This is a genomic window from Variovorax glucosi (genome assembly GCF_051216695.1).
Lineage (GTDB): Bacteria > Pseudomonadota > Gammaproteobacteria > Burkholderiales > Burkholderiaceae_C > Variovorax.
Window position 1 is genome coordinate 451030 of sequence record NZ_JBPJZE010000001.1, and the last position, 18150, is coordinate 469179.

Below are 18150 nucleotides of genomic sequence, written 5' to 3' on the forward strand. Positions count from 1 at the left end.
AACGCCAGCCCCACGGCCGACAAAAAGCGCGCCCGTAGAATCCGCGCCCATGTCTCCTTCCCCCCCCGGCGCCATCGACGATGGCGGCAAGAGCGCCGATCGCGCCGCCAGCGCGCGCCCTCCCCTGTTTCGCCGGCTTGCCCGCCTGATGACCTGGTTCGCCGGATCGCGTCGCTGGTGGGCCATCGCCCTCGGTGCTGCGCTCACGGCTGCCATCACCGAGCCGCTGATGCCCGCGCTGCTGAAGCCGTTGCTGGACCGCGGTTTCACGCAGGGCGAACTGTCGCTGTGGATGGTGCCGGCGTTCATCATCCTGCTGTTCGCGGTGCGCGGCATCGCGCAGTTCGTCTCTCAATATGCGCTCGCCCGCATCGCGAACGAAGGCATGCAGCGCCTGCGACGCGTGCTTTTCGAGCGCCTGCTTTCGGCCGAACTGGCGCTGTTCACGCGCCAGTCGGCAAGCACGCTGTCGAACACCGTCGTCTACGAGGTACAGACCGGATCGATGCTGCTGGTGCAGGCGCTGCTGGGCCTGTCGCGCGACGGTTTCACGATGGTGGCCTTGCTCTGCTATCTGATCTACCTGAACTGGAAGCTGACGCTGATCGTCGGTCTGCTGGTGCCGGGCGTCGCCTGGATCATGAAAGTGCTCTCCAAGCGGCTCTATCACCTGACACGGCTCGGCCAGACGGCCACCGACGACCTCGCCTATGTCGTCGAGGAGAACGTGCTCGCGCATCGCATGGTCCGCCTGCACGGCGCCGAGGCCAGCCAGGGCGAGCGCTTCGACCGCCTGAGCCAGACACTGAACCGGCTGGCCGTGAAGTCGACCATCGCCTCCGCAGCCATGACGCCGCTCACGCAACTGCTGGCGGCCGTCGCGCTGTCGGTGGTGGTGATGATCGCGCTCTGGCAGAGCAACGAACAGGGCCTCACCGTCGGCGGTTTCGTCGCCTACATCACGGCGATGCTGATGCTGATCGCGCCGATCCGGCGGCTGGCCGACATGGCCAACCCGATCACGCGCGGGCTCGCCGCCCTAGAACGCGGCCTCGCGCTGGTCGACGACGTCGCGCCCGAACAGCAAGGCTCCGTCACGCTGCCCCGCGCCGAGGGCCGCATCGAACTTCGCAACGTGCAGGTGCGCTACCGCGGCGAGGACGAAGCCAGTGCGCTGGACGGCATCGACCTCGTCATCGAGCCGGGAGAAACCGTTGCGTTCGTCGGGCCGTCCGGATCGGGCAAGACGACGCTGGTCAGCCTGCTGCCGCGATTCGTGCTGCCGAGCGGTGGCGAAGTGCTGCTCGACGGCCACTCGCTAGCCGACTGGCAGCTGCAGAGCCTGCGCTCGCAGTTCGCGATGGTCAGCCAGGATGTCGTGATGCTCAACGACACGCTCGCCGCCAACGTCGCGCTCGGCGGCGTCATGGACCGCGAGCGGGTCGCCGCCTGCGTTGACGCAGCCAACCTGCGCACGCACGTCGAAAGCCTCCCGCAGGGCATGGACACGGTCCTTGGCCACAACGCGACGCAACTCTCTGGCGGACAGCGCCAGCGGCTGGCGATCGCACGGGCGCTGTACAAGGACGCGCCGGTGTTGCTGCTCGACGAGGCTACGTCGGCGCTCGATACCGAATCCGAACGCCTGGTGCAGGACGCCCTGGCCCGACTGATGCAGGGCCGCACGACACTGATCGTCGCCCACCGCCTCAGTACGATCCAGCATGCCGACCGCATCGTCGTGATGGAGCGCGGCCGGATCGCCGAGCAAGGCAGCCATGCGCAGCTGATGGCGCTGGACGGGCTCTATGCGCGGCTGCAGACCCGTGCCGTGCGCGCCGCACCACCTGGTCAGCCGGCGACGCTCTGAGCCGGGGCGATCACAGCAAGACGATGTCGAACTGGCCCTGCCCCATCGCGGGCTCCGACTGCAGCGATATCGGCTTGCCGATGAAATCGCTGAGCCCAGCCAGATGCTGGCTTTCCTCGTCGAGCAACAATTCGATGACCTGGGGTGCCGCGACGATGCGGAACTCGCGCGGGTTGAACTGCCGCGCTTCGCGCAAGATTTCCCGCAGGACGTCGTAGGCCGCACTGCGCGCCGTCTTGACGATGCCCTGTCCGCCGCAGGCCACGCACGGCTCGCAAAGCATGTGAGCAAGCGATTCGCGCGTGCGTTTGCGCGTCATCTCGACCAGCCCGAGCGGCGAGAACCCGCCGGCGCTGGTCTTGACGCGGTCGCGCGCCAGCTGCTTCCTGAACTCGCCGAGCACCTGTTCTCGATGATCGTCGCGCACCATGTCGATGAAGTCGACGATCACGATGCCGCCCAGGTTGCGCAGCCGCAGTTGCCGAGCAATGGCTTGCGCCGCTTCGAGATTGGTCTTGAAGATGGTGTCGTCGAAGTTGCGCGCACCGACAAATCCGCCGGTGTTCACGTCGACCGTCGTCAGCGCCTCGGTCTGGTCGACGACCAGATAGCCGCCGGACTTCAGGTCGACGCGCCGACCCAGCGCCTTGGCGATTTCCTCGTCGATCGAATACAGATCGAAGATCGGCCGCTCGCCCTTGTACAGCTGCAGCTTCGCAGCCGCCTGCGGCATGAACTCCACGCCGAACCTGTGCAGCACGTCGAACTGCTCGCGCGAATCGATACGGATCGTCTGCGTGTCTTCGCCGGTCAGGTCGCGCAGCACCCGCTGCAGCAGGCTCAGGTCCTGGTGCAGCAGCGACATCGGCGGCATGCGCGTGGATCGGTCGCGGATACGCGTCCAGGTCTTGCGCAGGTAGGCGATGTCTTCGGCGAGCTCGGCATCGGTCGAGTCCTCGCCATTGGTGCGCAGGATGAAGCCGCCGGTGAAAGCCGGTGCGGTGCCGACACTGTCGGCCACAGCCGCCGCATCGATCAGCGCCTGCATGCGGTTGCGCAGCTTCTCGCGCTGGTCGACCGGAATCTTCTGCGACACGCCGACATGGTTGTCCTGCGGCAGAAACACCAGCAGCCGCCCGGCGATGCTGATCTGCGTCGACAACCGCGCGCCCTTGGTACCGATCGGGTCCTTGATGACCTGCACCAGCAGCGCCTGGCCTTCGAAAACCTGTTTCTCGATCGGCACCATTGCCGCTGCGGCGTCGCGACGGTCGCGGTCGGGCAGTTGCGTCGCCGGACGGGAGCCGGGCGTGAAAGGCGCGACGATGTCGGCGACATGCAGGAAGGCGGTGCGATCGAGCCCGATGTCGATAAAAGCCGACTGCATGCCCGGCAACACGCGCGACACTTTGCCGAGGTAGACGTTTCCTACCAGTCCTCGCTCCAGCGTGCGCTCGACATGCAGTTCCTGCACGGCGCCGTGCTCGACCAGCGCAACCCGCGTTTCCTGCGGCGACCAGTTGATGAGGATGTCTTGTGTCACAGGCTCGGCGCTCGGGAAGTCATGAATCAGTCTTGAATCAGTCCGACGTTGCGCAACAGCTGCGCGGTCTCGAACATGGGAAGACCCATGATGCCCGAATAGGAACCGGCGATGTGTTCGACATAAGCCGCAACCGAGCCCTGGATGCCGTACGCACCGGCTTTTCCGAGCGGCTCGCCGCTGGCGGCGTAGCGGCCGATCTGCGCTTTCGACATCGGTGCGAAGCGGACCCGGGAAATGCTGAGCGCGGCGTGCCGGTCGCGACCGTGCTGCACGGCGACGGCGGTGAGCACGCGGTGCGTGCGGCCGGCGAGCAGCGCCAGCATCCGCTCGGCGTCGCCGGCGTCTTCGGGCTTGCCGAGAATCGTGCGGCCCAAGGCGACCGTGGTGTCGGCACAGAGAATCGGCGCCGGGACAAGTCCCTGCAGACGGTGGCGTGCCACGGCGGCGTCGAGCTTGAGTCCGGTCACGCGCTGGACATAGGCGGTCGGAGATTCGCCGTGCAGCACGACTTCCAGCGCCTCGGCATCTTCGTCCGGCGCGGCCAGCAGCAACTCATGGCGCACGCCAAGCTGGCCGAGCAGTTGCGCACGCCGCGGACTTTGCGATGCCAGATAGACGAATGCGGAAGACGAGTCGCTCATTCGCGGTGGTACGGATGACCGGCGTTCACCGACCACGCGCGATACAGCTGTTCGACGAGCAGCACGCGCGCCATCGCATGCGGCAGGGTCAGATCGGACAGTCGGATGCGCTCGTGCGCAGCAGCCTTGAAAGCCGGATCGAGCCCGTCGGGCCCGCCGATCACCAGCGCGACGTCGTCGCCCTCGCCCTGCCAGGTCTGCAGGCGCGTCGCCAGGGCTTTTGTCGTCAGCGACGTGCCGCGCTCGTCGAGCACCACGATTCGCATGTTGCGGGTGTTGTTCTTGGAGATCGCATCCTCGATGCGTCCACGTTCTGCGGCGTAGAGAGTCTCGAGGGTCTTCGAACCGCGCGGCTCGGTCTTGACGGCGCGCAGCTCCAGCTTGATCTCGGGCGGAAAACGCTTGGCGTAGTCGTCCCAGGCGGTCTGCGCCCAGTCAGGCATGCGTTGCCCGACTGCGACCACCAACAGCCTCATTTGCTGCGGGGAGCGGTCTTGCGGGCCGGAGCCTTCTTGGCGGCCGGCTTGCCCGCGGTCTTGGCAGCGACCTTCTTGGCGGCAGGCTTGCCGATCACCTTGACGGGCGTCTTCACAGGCGGCTTAACTGCCGTTCCGGCTGCAGTCTTGCGCGCGGGCGACTTCGTCGCGGAAGTCTTGGTCGGCGCTGCCGTCTTGCGTGCCGGCGATTTGCGCGCCGCAGGACGCGAACGCTCTTCCTTTTCGGCCTTGGCTGCCTGCTCGGCCGCCTTGATCGCGGTCTTCGCGGCACTGGCGCGGCGCAGCGTCTTGGCGGGTGCGGCGACCTTCTTCTCCGGTGCGTCTTCCGCGACGGCAACGACCGGCTTGGCAGCGCCGAATTTCAGGCGAACCGGCTTGTCGCCCCAGATCTCTTCGAGGTGGTAATACTGGCGGATTGCCGGCTGCATGATGTGCGCCACGGCGGCGCCGCAGTCCACGATGATCCATTCGCCGTTCTCTTCGCCCTCGATGCGCGGCTTGGGGAAGCCGGCTTCACGAACCGCGTCGCGCACGCTGGAAGCCAGCGCCTTGGTCTGACGATTCGACGTGCCCGAGGCGATGATCACGCGCTCGAACAGCGCCGAGAGATGTTCCGTGTCGTAGACCTGGATGTCCTGCGCCTTGACGTCTTCGAGCCCGTCGACGATGGCTCGCTGGAGTTTCTGGGTGTCTTTCTTGGCGGCGGCTTCAGTGGTCATCAGGCGGAGGCGTAGAGGTGGTGTCGTTCAATATAGCGCGCAACGGCGGGCGGGACCAGACGGGCGATGTCCTGGCCCCGCGCAGCACGGGCGCGGATGTCGGTGGCACTGGTGGCCACCGCGGGAAGTTCTAGGGTTTCGAAGCGGGCGCCGGCCGGGAGGCCTGGCAGGGAATGCGGATCGAAGCGGATGACTGGTTTGCCACCATCCGTGCTCGGGTCGATCGCGACGCCGGGGACCGGGGATTCTAAGCGCTCGGCCACGCAAACGATTGCCAGCGCCAATATGTCACGCCAGCCGTGCCATTGCGGCAACGCCCTCGCCTGGTCGCTGCCCATGATCAGCACCAGCTGGACATCCGGTTTCTCGCGCTGGAGTTCGCGCAGCGTGTCCAGGGTGTAGGTCGGCCCGTCTCGGCGCATTTCTCGTGCATCGACGGTCACGCCGGGGATCGAACCGAAGGCCAGCTCGGCCATTGCGAGCCGGTGTTCCGCGCTGCTCGGCGTGCGCGCCTTGTGCCAGGCCTGTCCGGTCGGGAAGATGCGCAGCGCGGACAGGTCGCGCTGCGCCATCGCCGCTTCGGCCAGCGCCACGTGCGCGTTGTGCGGCGGATCGAAAGCGCCGCCGAAGACGCCGATGCGTGGCTTCATTTCAGAGCCAGTCGCGCCGGACGATGAAGTCGCTGTAGAGCGCGGCTTCGGGCGTTCCCGGTTCCGGCGACTTCCGATAGGCCCAGCTGGCCAGGGGCGGCATCGACAGCAGAATCGATTCCGTACGCCCGCCCGACTGGAGACCGAAATGGGTTCCACGGTCCCACACGAGGTTGAATTCGACGTAGCGACCGCGGCGATAGAGCTGGAATTCGCGCTCGCGCTCGCCGTACGGTGTGTCGCGGCGACGTTCGACGATCGGCAGATAACCAGTGAGCAAGGCGTCGCCGACCGCGCGCATCATGCCGAAGCTCTGCTCGAAACCCAGCTCGGAAAAATCGTCGAAGAAGACGCCTCCGACGCCGCGCTGCTCGTTGCGGTGCTTGATGAAGAAATATTCGTCGCACCATTTCTTGAAGCGCGGGTATTTGTCGTCGCCATACGGGGAGAGCACATCGCTGCATGTGCGATGGAAATGCACTGCGTCTTCCTCGAAACCGTAGATCGGCGTCAGGTCCATTCCACCGCCGAACCAGCAGACCGGCTCGCCGACGGCCGGCAGTGCGGCAATCATCCGGACGTTCATGTGCACGATCGGCACATACGGATTGCGCGGATGGAACACCAGCGACACGCCCATCGCCTCGAACGGCGCACCGGCAAGTTCGGGCCGATGCTGCGTCGCCGACGGCGGCAGACGCGGCCCGCGCACCTGCGAAAAGCCGCAACCGGCCCGCTCGAACAGTTCGCCGCCTTCGAGGATGCAGGTCAACCCGCTGCCTTGCAGCGCTTCGCCCGGCGCCTTTTCCCACGGATCGCGAACGCAACTGCCGCCGTCCGCTGCCTCTACGGCGCCGACGATGCGCTGCTGCAAATCGCGCAGATAGTCGCCGACGGCGCCCGGATCTGCCTGCAGCATCAGCCGTTGCGCCCCAGCGCGCGGTGGCCGATGTCCTTGCGGTACTGCACGCCATCGAACTGGATGCGCGCCGCCACTTCATAGGCGCGCTGCTGGGCGAGCTTGACGTTGTCCGCCAGCACCGTCACGCAGAGCACGCGACCGCCGCTGGTCCGCAGCTCGCCGTTTTCCAGCGTCGTGCCGGCGTGGAACACGACGGCATCGGGCGTTTCCGCCGGCAGGTTGGTGATGCGGTCACCCTTGCGCGGCGATTCCGGATAACCGTGCGCAGCCAGGACCACGCCAAGCGCCACGCGGCGGTCCCATTCGAGATCGACCTTGTCGAGCGTGCCGTCGGTGGCGTGCCAGAACAGTTCGAACAGGTCGGACTTGAGCCGCATCATGATCGGCTGCGTCTCGGGGTCGCCCATGCGGCAGTTGAATTCGAGCGTCTTCGGATGACCGGCCGAATCGATCATCAGACCGGCGTAAAGAAAGCCGGTGAATGGAATCCCGTCCTTTTCCATGCCGCGCACGGTGGGCAGGATGATTTCGCGCATTGCCCGCGCGTGCACCGCCGCCGTGACCACTGGCGCCGGCGAATAGGCACCCATGCCGCCGGTGTTCGGACCCTGGTCACCGTCGAGCAGGCGCTTGTGGTCCTGGCTGGTGGCGAGCGCGGTCACGTTCTTGCCGTCGCACAGCACGATGAAGCTGGCTTCCTCGCCCTGCAGGAATTCCTCGATCACCACACGCGGCACCGCCAGGCCATCGGCGCCGGCGTTGTGCGAAACGCCGAACTTGTTATCGACCAGCATGAAATCGACCGCGTCGTGAGCTTCCTGCAGCGTCGTCGCGACGACCACGCCCTTGCCCGCCGCCAGACCGTCGGCCTTGACGACGATCGGCGCGCCCTTGGCGTCGATGTACGCGTGCGCGGCTGCGGCGTCGGTGAAGGCTTCGTAGTCGGCGGTCGGGATCTTGTGGCGCTTCATGAACGCCTTCGAGAACGCCTTGGAGCTTTCGAGCTGCGCTGCGGCTTTGGTCGGGCCGAAGATCCGCAGACCGTGGGCGCGGAATTCGTCGACCACGCCAGCCGCCAGCGGCGCCTCGGGACCGACCACCGTCAGCATGATCTTTTCCTTCTTCGCCCATTCGCGCAGCGCGACCGGGTCGGAGATATTCACGATTTCGTAGCGCCGGTCGGACGCGGTGCCGCCGTTGCCGGGCGCGACGTAGAGCTTGGAGACGCGCTCGGATTGCGCGAGACGCCAGGCCAGCGCATGTTCGCGGCCGCCGCCGCCGATGACGAGCGTTTTCATTCGTTGATGGCAGCGTTGTGGAATACGTCCTGGACGTCGTCCAGGTCTTCGATGATGTCGAGCAGACGCTGCATCTTCGCGCCCTCCTCGCCGGACAGCTCGATGGTGTTCTCGGCACGCATCGTGACTTCCGCCAGATCCGGCACCAGGCCCGCAGCCTCCAGCGCCTTCTGCACCGACTCGAAATCCGCCACGGCAGTCAGCACTTCGATGGCGCCGTCGTCGCCGGTCAGCACGTCTTCGGCGCCGGCTTCGAGTGCGACTTCCATCACCTTGTCTTCGTCGGTGCCGGGCGCGAACACGAACTGCCCGCAATGCTTGAACTGAAACGACACCGAATTCTCGGTGCCCATGTTGCCGCCGTACTTGCTGAAAGCGTGACGGACCTCGGCGACTGTGCGCACGCGGTTGTCGGTCATGGTGTCGACAATGATCGCGGCGCCGCCGATGCCGTAACCCTCGTAGCGGATTTCCTCGTAGCTCACGCCTTCGAGCGCGCCGGTCGCCTTGTCGATGTTGCGCTTGACGGTGTCCGCGGGCAGATTGACCGCCTTGGCTTTCTCGACCGCCAGCCGCAAGCGCGGGTTGGCGCTCAGGTCGCCGCCACCGGCACGCGCAGCGACGGTGATCTCACGGATGGCGCGCGTCCAGAGCTTGCCGCGCTTCTCGTCCTGCCGCCCCTTCCGGTGCTGAATATTTGCCCATTTGCTATGTCCGGCCATGGCGTTGTTTTCTCGCTGTCTTGTGTTTCAAACCTGGGGGCGAGTTTACTGTCCGGGCGTTGCCGGGCTCGATTTGTGCTCGGTATGGCGACAGGTCGACGTATCCATTTGTGATAATCCGCCGGCTGCGGGCTTTGTTCTTACCCAGAACATGGCTCTTTTCCTATTTGTCCATCTGCAAAACCCCGACCGGGTGAAGGAAGCGACATGAGCGCTCGTGATCTGTTGAAGGTGCCGCCCCTGCGCATCGAACGGCTGTCCCTGTCCGAAGGCCTCGCCATGGCCGAAGGCGGCAGCTCGCCGTTCGGCGGACTCGGCTACGGCACGCCGGACGATCTGGCCTGGATGCCGACGGTCAACGCGCAGGTGCTGTCGGAGAGCGGACCGATGGCCGACGTCTGGCATGCGAGCGGGCAGATCCAGTCGGGCATGACCGGCATTGTTCGCTGGCGTACCGACGGTCACTGGGTGCTCGGCGCGATCGATCTCGACGAAACCGTCGAACGCCAGGGCGTCGCCAAGCTGGCCCATCGCGCCTATCACGACCTCTTCAGGACACTTGAGGAAACCGGCTGCCCGCACATGCTGCGCATCTGGAACTACCTGCCGCAGATCAACGGCGACGGCGGCGGGCTCGAGCGCTACCGGCAATTCAACGCCGGCCGGCAGGAAGCGTTCATCGAGGCCGGGCAGGCAGCCTTCGAAGGCGCGCCGGCAGCCTGCGCGCTCGGCATCCGCCAGGGCGCGCTTTGCATCCGTTTCCTCGCGGGACAGATCGCGCCGGTGCCGGTCGAGAATCCGCGCCAGGTTTCCGCCTACCGCTACCCGGATACCTACGGCCCGCGCTCGCCGACGTTTTCCCGCGCCGCGCTGGCCGAACTCGGCGGCGGCGACGTCGCGCTGTTCATTTCGGGGACCGCCAGCATCATCGGTCACGAAACCGTCCACCTCGGCGACGTCGTCGCGCAGACGCACGAGACGTTGCGCAACCTCGCCGCCGTGATCGAAGCCGCCAACACCCGCACCACGGCCGAGTTCGCGCTGCCGAAGCTGGAAGCCGTGGTCTATGTCCGCCATGTCTCCGATGCGGACACAGTGCGACGCGTGCTTGCCGAAGTGCTGGGCGCCGAAGCGCCGACGCTGCTGCACGCGGTCTTTCTCGAAGCCGACATCTGCCGCCAGGACCTGCTGGTCGAGATCGAGGCGCACGCGGTGGCGCCGGGCACGCTGAATCCATGATGCCGGTGGAAGCACGATGAGGCGGGCGATGCGGATCGCGACATCGGTCGCGCTCGCGCCGCCGCTCTATGTCCTTCTCTTCGGGCTGGGCGTCGGCTCGCTCGGCTGGAACCTGGTCGCTACGCTGCTCCATCCGGTGTTGCCGGCGGATGTCGGCCGCACGCTCGGCCGCCGCGTGATCTCCGGGGCGTACCGAACCTTCTGGGCCGTCGCCACGCTGACCGGCATGATGCGCATCGATTGCCGCTGCCTCGACGCATTGCGCGACGAGCCTGGCCTGATCCTCACGGCGAACCATCCGACGATGCTGGACGCGCTGCTGATGGTCGCCCGGCTGCCGCGCAGCGCCTGCATCATGAAGGCGACGCTGATGCGCAACGTCTTCCTCGGCGGCGGCGCCAAGCTGGCACGCTACATCCGCAACGATTCGGCGCACAGCATGATCCGGCTGGCGGTCGAAGACCTGCGGCGCGGCGGTCAGCTGGTGGTGTTTCCGGAAGGCACGCGCACCGTGTCTCCGCCGCTCGACGCTTTTCGCCCCGGCTTCACACTGATCGCCAAGCTCGCGCAGGCGCCGATCCAGACCGTCTTCATCGACACCGATTCGCCGTACCTCGGCAAGGGCTGGCCGCTCTGGCGCGTACCGCCGCTGCCGCTGGTCTTCACGCTGCGGCTGGGCCAGCGCTTCGCGCCCATGCAGGACAGCGCGCTGCTGATGCAGCAGCTGGAGCACTACTTTCGCCAAACCTTGCGTACAGAAGAAGAAACGCAGAGAACCACCAATCCGCCCGCCAGAGGCGCAGCCTGAATGCCAGAAATTTCGCGTACCCATCTTGTCCTGATCCCGAGCTACGACACCGGCGAACGACTTTTTTCAACAGTGAGCAGCGCACGTGCGCAATGGAACCCGGTCTGGGTCGTCATCGACGGCAGCACCGACGGGACAGCCGAAAGGATGGTGCAGATGGCAGCCCGCGATCCGGGATTGCGCGTTTTCGTGCTACCTGAGAACCGGGGCAAGGGCGCGGCCATGCTGCACGGCCTGGTCGCAGCGGAAGCCGAGGGCTACACGCATGCGCTGGCAATGGACTCCGACGGCCAGCATCCGGCCGACCTCATCCCCGATTTCATGCACACGTCGCAGGCCCGGCCCGACACGATGGTGCTCGGCCGGCCGATCTTCGACGACACCGCGCCGATGGTCCGCGTGCAGGGCCGCAAGCTGTCGAACGGCTGGACCCACATCGAGACGCTGTGGGCCGGCGTCGGCGATTCGCTCTACGGCTTCCGCATCTATCCGGTGTCGCCACTGATCGCCGTCATGAAGCGCCAGAGCTGGATGCGCCGCTTCGATTTCGACACCGAGGCCGTGGTGCGGCTGGTCTGGGGCGGCGCGAAGCCGCTCAACATCGATGCACCGGTCAAGTACCTGAATGCCGACGAAGGCGGCGTGTCGCACTTCCACTACGTCCGCGACAACATCCTGCTGAGCTGGATGCATGCGCGGCTGATGGGCGAATTCCTCCTGCGCCTGCCGGGCCTGGTGTTGCGTCGGATGCGCCGGCTGCCGCCGTTCCAGGCGTGACGCCCCGATCGGAACCGGGCGCGCGCTGGACGACCGAGCTCGCCTACCGGATGCGCCGGCATTTCACGCTGAAGCTGCTCGGCACCACCGCCGTCACGACGCTGTTCTTCGTCGCGTACTTCCAGCTCTTGCGCCATCCGGTGCATCCGGTCACGCTGATGCCGGTGACGGTCGTCGACCGGCTGATTCCGTTCCGCCCCGAGGCGCTGGTTCCGTATCTGTCGCTCTGGCTCTACATCGGCGTCGGGCCCGGCATGCAGCGAAATTTCGCCGAGCTGTCGGTCTACGGACTCTGGATCGTCGCGATGTGCCTCGCCGGCCTCGGCTTCTTCCATTTCTGGCCGACCGCGGTGCCGCCGATGGCTTTTGACGCCTCGGGATTCCCCGGCTTCCAGCTTCTCCAGGGCGTCGATGCCGCCGGCAACGCCTGTCCTTCGATGCATGTGGCGGCGGCGATGTTCACCGTGATCCGCATCGAGCACGTGCTGCAAGGCATCGGCGCGCCGCGATGGCTGCGCGCCGTCAACCTGCTGTGGTTCGCCGCCATCGCCTGGTCGACGCTCGCGATCCGCCAGCATGTGGCGCTCGACGCCCTCGGCGGCGCACTGCTGGGCATCGCCTTTGCCCTGCCTTCGCTGCGCTGGAGGCCCGGCGCCCAGCGGATATCATGGAATCGACAGCCAACACAGAAAGAAAAAACACCATGAGTTCGCTGAAGGAATTGCAGGATCTGATCCAGGAAAAGTACGACATTCCGGCGTCCGAACTCGATCCCCAGGCATCCATGCGCGAAAAAGGTCTCGATTCGCTGGCGCTGGCCGAGTTCATCTTCGCGATCGAGGACCACTTCCACATCGTCGTGCCCGACGACAACCCGAACATCGACACGCTGGCCGAACTGGCCGTCCTGGTCGACGGCGCCATCGCTGCCAAGGAAGCAAAAGAGGCCAGAGAGGTCAAAGAGGCCAAGGCCGAGAAAGTGGTCTGAGTTCGTGAGGGAGTTTCGGTCCATGCATGCCCACCGGGTCGGCGTCACAGGTCTGGGCACCGTGTCGCCGCACGGCGATGACCTGCAGGAGCTGTTCGACGCATTGATGCGCGGCGAATCGGCGATGCATCCGGTCTTTCCCGAACTGCCGAAACCGGCTGCGGCCGCAACGGTTGCTTTCGACGCCTCGCGCTGGTTCACGAAGCTCCAGCTGGCCGGTGTCGACCGCGTCAGCCAGTTGGCCGTCGCGGCGGCCGATCTGGCGATGAAAGATGCAGGCCTGGCGAACGCCGGCAGGTCCGGCGACGTCGCGCCCGAGCGGATCGGCGTTTTCGCGGGCTGCGGCATGGGCGGCGCCGCGGCGCTGGAATCGGCGTACCGTAGCGGCGGGCGCGTGCCTCCGCTGACGATCCCGTCCTTCATGCCGAATGCGCCCGCCTCCCATGTCGCGATGCGGCAGAACGCGCAGGGTCCGGTGCTGACCTATTCAGTGGCCTGCGCCTCTTCATCGGTGGCGATCGCCGAAGCCGCGAAAGCGGTCGCGCGCGGTGAAGTGGACATCGCCATCGCGGGCGGCAGCGAAGCGCTGATCGTGCCCGGTGTGGTTCTGGCCTGGCAGGCGATGCAGACGCTGGCCGGCTTCGAACCCGGCGACGCGGCGCGTGCCGTGCGTCCGTTCGCCGCCGACCGCAGCGGCTTCGCACTGGGCGAAGGCGCCGCCTTCCTGATCCTCGAATCCGAGCAGCATGCCAGCGCTCGCGGCGCGCGCAGCTACGCGACGCTTTCCGGATGGGGCGGCAGCTGCGATGCCACGCACCTGACCAAACCCGACGCGCAGGGCCAGGCGCGCGCGCTGCGCTCGGCGTTGCACCAGGCCGGTCTTCTGCCGGAAGACGTCGGGTATTGCAACGCGCATGGCACCGCGACACGCATCGGCGATGCGGTCGAAAGCGAAGCCCTCGCGGTGGTGTGGGGCGACGCGCTCGACCGGCTGCAGGTGAGCTCGACCAAGGCGCTGCATGGCCATCTGCTCGGTGCAGCCGGAGCGCTCGAAGCGCTGATCACCGTATTGGCGCTGCACCGCCGGCAACTTCCGCCGAATGTGCATGGCGAGGCCGTCGACGCGGACTGCAAATTAAATCTGGTGCCGGTCGGCGGTGCGGCGGCGTCCGGTCTGCGTGCCGCCATCAGCAGTTCCTTTGCCTTCGGTGGGACCAATTCGGTGCTGTTGTTCACACCGCCGAGTCCTGCATGAATCCGGCTGCCCAGTCGGCCTAGTCAATACGACAAGCTCGTATTGGCCGTCTGCCATATGGGTCGGACGGCACGTCCTAAATTCGCTCGACGAGCGCGATTTCAGGGAATCGGATCTCGCCGATCTCGACGCGTTGCTGGTCTGGCACGCACAGATCACCGAATCGACCGCGCGGCGCCTGAAGAATTGCAGGCTCGTCGTTCGCTACGGTATCGGCTACGACCAGATCGACGTCGCCTCGCTGACGCGCGCGGGCATCCGGTTCGCGAACAATCCGTCCTATTGCACCGAAGAAGTCGCCGACACGGCGTGCGCAATGATCCTGAACGGCGTCAGGGGTGTGTCGAGGCACGACAACCTCGCGCGCCGTCACGGCGATGCCTGGCAGGAGCACAACCTGCCGACCTGGCGCTCGAGCACACGGAATGTCGGATTGATCGGCCTGGGGAAAATCGGAATCGCAACGGCATTGAGGCTGAAAGCCTTCGGCTTCCATGTTTCGGCTTACGACCCCCATGTCGAGCAAGGCGTCTGGAAATCTCTCGGTCTGAATTACGTCGGCAAACTGGACGACCTTCTGCGCGCCAGCGACATCGTGTCGCTCCATTGCCCGCTGACCGACGAAACCGCCGGAATGATCGACGCCGGATTCCTGGAGCGAATGAAGCCCGATGCCATCCTGGTCAATACCGGCCGCGGCATGCTGATGCAGTCGCTCTACACCCTGGAATTGCACATGCGGGCAAACGACGAATTTCGGGTTTTCCTCGATGTCCTGCCGGTCGAGCCACCCGGCGACGATTACCTGATCGCCGCGTGGCGCAGAAACGAAGATTGGCTTTCCGGCAGGCTGGTAATCAATCCGCACAACGCCTATTACTCGGATGCGTCGCATATCGAACAGCGCAAGGACGCCACGGAAACGGTGCGGCTTGCGTTATATGAAGGCGTCTTCAGAAATACGATCGCCGGCTAGATGAACACCGGTCTGCTGGGCTTTTCGCTGATTGCGTTGTTCCTGGTGCTGTCGCCGGGCGTCAATACGATGCTGATCATCAACAACGCCTCCAGTTTCGGCCCGAAGATCGCGACCTTCAATATCGCCGGACTGTGTTGCGCAACCTTCTTTCACGGCGCACTGTCGATTTTCGGCATCTCGGTGATCGTGCTGTCGAGCCCGAATCTCTATTTCGTCGTCAAGGCGATAGGCGGTTTCTACCTGGCTTACATCGGCTTGAAGATGCTCTGGACAGGAATCGAATTCCTGAACGGAAAGGCGACCAGAAGAAGCGCAAGGACGCTGTCGGCGATAGCGAAATCCCCTGCGGAAAGTTTTCGGGAGGGCTTCATCACGCAGCTCTTCAATCCGAAGGTATCGATGTTCTACCTGGCCGCTTTCCCGCAATTCATTGCGGGCCAGAATTCAGGCCATCAAGCGATATATGCAGGATTTTCGATGGTGTCGATACACGCGTCGATCATTGCGAGCTGGTTCTTCTTCCTGACTTTCTTCATCTCGCGCATGAAGGAAAAGCTCGAGAGCCCGAGATTTCAGGCCGCGATCAATATCGCGACCGGCGCGGTGCTGCTCTGTTTCGCGGCTGCTGCTCTGATCTTCTGACCTAGATCATCCCGCCATTGATCGATATCACCTGCCCGGTGATGTAAGCCGCTTCATTGCTCGCCAGGAAGCCGGTCAGAGCCGCCACCTCGTCCGGCGTGCCGGCGCGTTTGACCGGAACCATCTGCGCGATCACCGCGGGATCGAACACCGCATCGGCCATTGGCGAGGCGATGATTCCCGGCGCGATGGCATTGACCGTGACGCCGCGCGACGCGACTTCTAGCGACAGCGACTTCGTGGCGCTGTTGATCGCACCCTTCGCCGCCGAGTAATTGACCTGGCCACGGTTGCCGGTGAGCGATGCCACCGACGAAATATTCAGGATTCGGCCCCAGCGGGTGCGCATCATCGGCAGCAGCAACGGCTGCGTGACGCGGAAAAAGCCGTTGAGCGACACGTCGATCACCTTGTGCCACTGCTCGGCGCGCATGCCGGGCATCACCGCATCGTCGTGGACGCCTGCGTTGTTGACCAGAACCTGCACCGGCCCGCCCGCGAGCACTGCAGCGCAGCCGGCAGCGGTCGCCTCGTCGCTGCACAGATCGAAGACGTGGCATTCGGCCTGCCCACCGGCCGCGCGGATGGTCTCGGCCAGCGCCTCGACCGCCTGCGGCCGCGAGCTTGCATGCAGCAGCACGGTGGCGCCGTCACGGGCGAGGCGCAAGGCGATGGCCGTTCCGAGCGCACCGCTGGCACCCGTCACGAGTGCACGTTTTCCGGAAAGACTCATTTTTCTATCTCGCTTCGTTTTCTTGGCATTGACTTGGCCGTGATCAGGGGACGGCGTCCGCAGCGGTCCTGGATTCGTGCTTGCGCAGCAGGAAGATCCGGTAGACAAGGTAGCCGAGAAATACGGCGAAGACCCAGATGCTGTTGAGCAGGCCGTAGACCAGCACGCCGCGCGCGGTGGAGAAGTCGAGCGCGAATATCAGCAGCGCCTGCACCACGATGCAGGACGTGACGTTGAAAGCGACCGGAACGACCCAGGTGCGTCCGAGCGATAGTGCATACGCGATGCCGACCATCATCGAGACGCAGCCGCCGAGCACGCTCAGGAACAGCTCGATGTCGAGGTTGGCGTAATTCTTTCCGAGCAGGAAGAGCACCTGCGTCGGGAAGAACCACGCGATGCCGCACGACACAAGGCTGATGACGAACATCAGGCCCAGTATCTGGATCAGCCGCTTGAAAAGCACGTCGCTGCGCTCGGGCAGACGAGCGAAGCGCGGCACGATCAGGGTCGAGAAGATGCCGCCGACGACTGTCAGGATGGCTGCCAGCCGACCTAGCGCACCGATCTGCGCGATGGCCTCGGTGTTGCCGTAGATCGAGATCAGCCAGACCGACAGTTGCGACGACAGGCAGTAATAGATGGCGCCCGGCAGCGTCCGCTTGACCATCGCCAGGATGCCGCGACGTATCTCGGCGTTCGGCGGCTTGGCGAAATCGGTGAACTTGAACGCGATCTTGCGCAGCCGGTAGTTGGCCCAGATGCGAGGAATGCCGTTCGCCAGGATCGCCATGGCCGCGAACGGCAGCAGGAAGATGGTCGAAAGCAGCAGCACGAAACGCAGTACGTTGACCGCGATCAGGTTCTTCTGCAGCGCCGTGATGTCCTGGTTGAGACGCACCGGTACTTCGAGGATGTCTTCGGTCAGGCCGGCCAGGAACGCCGGCACCAGTGCCAGCAAAATCAGCACCGCGAATTGCCAGGCCGCGCCATGCTTGACCAGCAGCACGAACAACACCGGCATCGACACCGCAAGGCTCACCATCGAGAACTTGCGCCGCAACTGCAGGCCGGTCGCGACGGTCTCGCCCATCGCGCCCTTGTCCTGCCAGGCCTTCGCTCCGTGCGCCAGGACACCGGCAGTGATGCCGCCGTCGGCCAGTGCGACCAGCGTTCCGAGCATCGTGTAGGCCAGCGTGTACAGCGCGTATTCGTGCGTCGACAGCATGTGGATGATCAGGAAGCCGCTCAGCAGGCCGAGGCCCTGGACCAGCATCTGCGCCGAGCCGGTGATGGAGACGAGCACGCCCCATTCGAAGAACTTCGCGTAGCGCGGATCCGCGCGCAGGCGCGTGACGAGAGCCCTCATCGGGAAACTGCGCCGCTGGCGGCGGCGGCAGCAGCGTCCGCCAGCGGCGTGTTCAGCACGACGACGGCCCGGCCTTCCGCCAACGCCGCTCCACCCGCGTCGCGCACCGCGAATTCGTACAGAACCTGTCGTGCGTCGCCCGACATGCGCTGGGCGTGCACCTGCAGCGCGCCGGGCACGTCGTCGAAGCGGGCTACCGACAGCCGGACGTTGCGCGCGCTCGCCAGGAATCCGGCGGACGGCTCGGCACCTTCGGGCGCCAGCAAGCCGCCATGCAGCGCCATCGCCTGCGCGGCATATTCGATCAGGTTCGGTGCCAGGAGGCCGCTCGCGGTACGCAGCGGATTGTCGGCGAGCGCATGGCTCGAAGTCGTGCAGTGGATCGCCGTCGCATCCCAGCTTTCGAGCCGGTCCAGCAGGCACATGCTGCCGCTGTGCGGAATGCGCCGCGCGATGCCGGCACGGTCGAGGGTCTGGGGAGTCGTCATGAAGGCA

Annotated in this window: 20 protein-coding genes; 9 read left to right on the forward strand and 11 right to left on the reverse strand. The window is 65.5% G+C overall.

The genetic code is table 11. From position 1 onward, the window contains the following. Positions 1–49 precede the first annotated feature (49 nt). A complete protein-coding gene (gene msbA, locus ACSFA3_RS02210; protein WP_435503768.1) occupies positions 50–1870 on the forward strand; it encodes a lipid A export permease/ATP-binding protein MsbA in 1821 nt (606 codons plus the stop codon). A 10-nt stretch (positions 1871–1880) separates the two neighbouring features. On the opposite strand, the gene rng is transcribed toward msbA, so the two are convergent. From rng to ACSFA3_RS02250, 8 genes are read right to left on the reverse strand one after another with little or no spacing between them, the layout of a single operon-like run. Then, the gene (gene rng / locus ACSFA3_RS02215) at positions 1881–3413 is read right to left on the reverse strand and encodes a ribonuclease G (protein WP_435503769.1); all 1533 of its coding nucleotides are present in this window, start codon (positions 3411–3413) and stop codon (positions 1881–1883) included. A gap of 26 nt (positions 3414–3439) precedes the next feature. Next, positions 3440–4057, reverse strand: a complete 618-nt coding sequence (locus ACSFA3_RS02220; RefSeq protein WP_435503770.1) for a Maf family protein — start codon at positions 4055–4057, stop codon at positions 3440–3442. After that, positions 4054–4533 carry a 23S rRNA (pseudouridine(1915)-N(3))-methyltransferase RlmH gene (rlmH, locus tag ACSFA3_RS02225; protein WP_435503771.1) on the reverse strand — a complete coding sequence of 160 codons (480 nt, stop codon included), beginning with the start codon at positions 4531–4533 and terminating at the stop codon, positions 4054–4056. The genes ACSFA3_RS02220 and rlmH overlap by 4 nt, the downstream gene beginning before the upstream one ends. Beyond that, positions 4530–5273 (reverse strand): ribosome silencing factor, encoded by a 744-nt coding sequence (gene rsfS / locus ACSFA3_RS02230; RefSeq protein ID WP_435503772.1) that lies wholly within the window; start codon positions 5271–5273, stop codon positions 4530–4532. The genes rlmH and rsfS overlap by 4 nt, the downstream gene beginning before the upstream one ends. After that, on the reverse strand, positions 5273–5923 hold the full coding sequence (nadD, locus tag ACSFA3_RS02235; protein ID WP_435503773.1) for a nicotinate (nicotinamide) nucleotide adenylyltransferase: 651 nt from the start codon (positions 5921–5923) through the stop codon (positions 5273–5275). The genes rsfS and nadD overlap by 1 nt, the downstream gene beginning before the upstream one ends. 1 nt (position 5924) lies before the next feature. Continuing rightward, positions 5925–6842, reverse strand: coding sequence for an oxygen-dependent coproporphyrinogen oxidase (hemF, locus tag ACSFA3_RS02240; RefSeq protein ID WP_435503774.1), 918 nt, complete (start codon positions 6840–6842; stop codon positions 5925–5927). Next, positions 6842–8143 (reverse strand): phosphoribosylamine--glycine ligase, encoded by a 1302-nt coding sequence (purD, locus tag ACSFA3_RS02245; protein ID WP_435503775.1) that lies wholly within the window; start codon positions 8141–8143, stop codon positions 6842–6844. Before purD ends, hemF begins: the two co-directional genes overlap by 1 nt. Further along, complete coding sequence (locus ACSFA3_RS02250) at positions 8140–8865, reverse strand: YebC/PmpR family DNA-binding transcriptional regulator (protein ID WP_435503776.1); 726 nt, start codon at positions 8863–8865, stop codon at positions 8140–8142. The genes purD and ACSFA3_RS02250 overlap by 4 nt, the downstream gene beginning before the upstream one ends. A gap of 207 nt (positions 8866–9072) precedes the next feature. Here ACSFA3_RS02250 and ACSFA3_RS02255 point away from each other — a divergent pair, with 207 nt between their 5' ends. Genes ACSFA3_RS02255 through ACSFA3_RS02290 form a run of 8 tightly spaced genes read left to right on the forward strand, consistent with a single transcriptional unit; the run spans position 9073 to position 15553 of the window. After that, positions 9073–10104 (forward strand): chorismate transformation FkbO/Hyg5 family protein, encoded by a 1032-nt coding sequence (locus ACSFA3_RS02255; RefSeq protein ID WP_435503777.1) that lies wholly within the window; start codon positions 9073–9075, stop codon positions 10102–10104. A 16-nt stretch (positions 10105–10120) separates the two neighbouring features. Continuing rightward, on the forward strand, positions 10121–10912 hold the full coding sequence (locus tag ACSFA3_RS02260) for a lysophospholipid acyltransferase family protein (protein WP_435503778.1): 792 nt from the start codon (positions 10121–10123) through the stop codon (positions 10910–10912). Further along, positions 10913–11689, forward strand: coding sequence for a glycosyltransferase family 2 protein (locus ACSFA3_RS02265; protein WP_435503779.1), 777 nt, complete (start codon positions 10913–10915; stop codon positions 11687–11689). After that, complete coding sequence (locus ACSFA3_RS02270) at positions 11686–12396, forward strand: phosphatase PAP2 family protein (protein ID WP_435503780.1); 711 nt, start codon at positions 11686–11688, stop codon at positions 12394–12396. Before ACSFA3_RS02265 ends, ACSFA3_RS02270 begins: the two co-directional genes overlap by 4 nt. Next, positions 12393–12677 carry an acyl carrier protein gene (locus ACSFA3_RS02275; RefSeq protein ID WP_435503781.1) on the forward strand — a complete coding sequence of 95 codons (285 nt, stop codon included), beginning with the start codon at positions 12393–12395 and terminating at the stop codon, positions 12675–12677. Before ACSFA3_RS02270 ends, ACSFA3_RS02275 begins: the two co-directional genes overlap by 4 nt. A gap of 22 nt (positions 12678–12699) precedes the next feature. Beyond that, on the forward strand, positions 12700–13932 hold the full coding sequence (locus ACSFA3_RS02280) for a beta-ketoacyl-[acyl-carrier-protein] synthase family protein (RefSeq protein WP_435503782.1): 1233 nt from the start codon (positions 12700–12702) through the stop codon (positions 13930–13932). After that, positions 13886–14908: a C-terminal binding protein gene (locus ACSFA3_RS02285; protein ID WP_435504933.1), complete on the forward strand. Its 1023-nt coding sequence runs from the start codon at positions 13886–13888 to the stop codon at positions 14906–14908. Before ACSFA3_RS02280 ends, ACSFA3_RS02285 begins: the two co-directional genes overlap by 47 nt. After that, positions 14909–15553 carry a LysE family translocator gene (locus tag ACSFA3_RS02290; RefSeq protein ID WP_435503783.1) on the forward strand — a complete coding sequence of 215 codons (645 nt, stop codon included), beginning with the start codon at positions 14909–14911 and terminating at the stop codon, positions 15551–15553. 1 nt (position 15554) lies between these two features. Here ACSFA3_RS02290 and fabG read toward each other — a convergent pair whose 3' ends face one another. The 3 genes from fabG to ACSFA3_RS02305 are packed head-to-tail and all read right to left on the reverse strand — an operon-like array spanning position 15555 to position 18143. Continuing rightward, positions 15555–16286 (reverse strand): 3-oxoacyl-ACP reductase FabG, encoded by a 732-nt coding sequence (gene fabG, locus ACSFA3_RS02295; RefSeq protein ID WP_435503784.1) that lies wholly within the window; start codon positions 16284–16286, stop codon positions 15555–15557. 43 nt (positions 16287–16329) lie between these two features. Then, a complete protein-coding gene (locus ACSFA3_RS02300) occupies positions 16330–17655 on the reverse strand; it encodes an MATE family efflux transporter (RefSeq protein ID WP_435503785.1) in 1326 nt (441 codons plus the stop codon). Continuing rightward, entirely contained in the window at positions 17652–18143 is a 492-nt protein-coding gene (locus ACSFA3_RS02305; RefSeq protein ID WP_435503786.1) for a hotdog family protein, read from the reverse strand. Before ACSFA3_RS02305 ends, ACSFA3_RS02300 begins: the two co-directional genes overlap by 4 nt. Between the last annotated feature and the right edge of the window lie 7 nt (positions 18144–18150).

Coding starts and splice junctions, on each gene's coding strand:
- ACSFA3_RS02305 (WP_435503786.1), bottom strand. CDS start 18,143: ATGACGACTCCCCAGACCCTCGACCGTGCCGGCATCGCGCGGCGCATT.
- ACSFA3_RS02250 (WP_435503776.1), bottom strand. CDS start 8,865: ATGGCCGGACATAGCAAATGGGCAAATATTCAGCACCGGAAGGGGCGG.
- msbA (WP_435503768.1), top strand. CDS start 50: ATGTCTCCTTCCCCCCCCGGCGCCATCGACGATGGCGGCAAGAGCGCC.
- rsfS (WP_435503772.1), bottom strand. CDS start 5,273: ATGACCACTGAAGCCGCCGCCAAGAAAGACACCCAGAAACTCCAGCGA.
- ACSFA3_RS02255 (WP_435503777.1), top strand. CDS start 9,073: ATGAGCGCTCGTGATCTGTTGAAGGTGCCGCCCCTGCGCATCGAACGG.
- hemF (WP_435503774.1), bottom strand. CDS start 6,842: ATGCTGCAGGCAGATCCGGGCGCCGTCGGCGACTATCTGCGCGATTTG.
- ACSFA3_RS02220 (WP_435503770.1), bottom strand. CDS start 4,057: ATGAGCGACTCGTCTTCCGCATTCGTCTATCTGGCATCGCAAAGTCCG.
- ACSFA3_RS02260 (WP_435503778.1), top strand. CDS start 10,121: ATGAGGCGGGCGATGCGGATCGCGACATCGGTCGCGCTCGCGCCGCCG.
- purD (WP_435503775.1), bottom strand. CDS start 8,143: ATGAAAACGCTCGTCATCGGCGGCGGCGGCCGCGAACATGCGCTGGCC.
- ACSFA3_RS02265 (WP_435503779.1), top strand. CDS start 10,913: ATGCCAGAAATTTCGCGTACCCATCTTGTCCTGATCCCGAGCTACGAC.
- ACSFA3_RS02290 (WP_435503783.1), top strand. CDS start 14,909: ATGAACACCGGTCTGCTGGGCTTTTCGCTGATTGCGTTGTTCCTGGTG.
- ACSFA3_RS02300 (WP_435503785.1), bottom strand. CDS start 17,655: ATGAGGGCTCTCGTCACGCGCCTGCGCGCGGATCCGCGCTACGCGAAG.
- ACSFA3_RS02280 (WP_435503782.1), top strand. CDS start 12,700: ATGCATGCCCACCGGGTCGGCGTCACAGGTCTGGGCACCGTGTCGCCG.
- ACSFA3_RS02275 (WP_435503781.1), top strand. CDS start 12,393: ATGAGTTCGCTGAAGGAATTGCAGGATCTGATCCAGGAAAAGTACGAC.
- fabG (WP_435503784.1), bottom strand. CDS start 16,286: ATGAGTCTTTCCGGAAAACGTGCACTCGTGACGGGTGCCAGCGGTGCG.
- nadD (WP_435503773.1), bottom strand. CDS start 5,923: ATGAAGCCACGCATCGGCGTCTTCGGCGGCGCTTTCGATCCGCCGCAC.
- rlmH (WP_435503771.1), bottom strand. CDS start 4,533: ATGAGGCTGTTGGTGGTCGCAGTCGGGCAACGCATGCCTGACTGGGCG.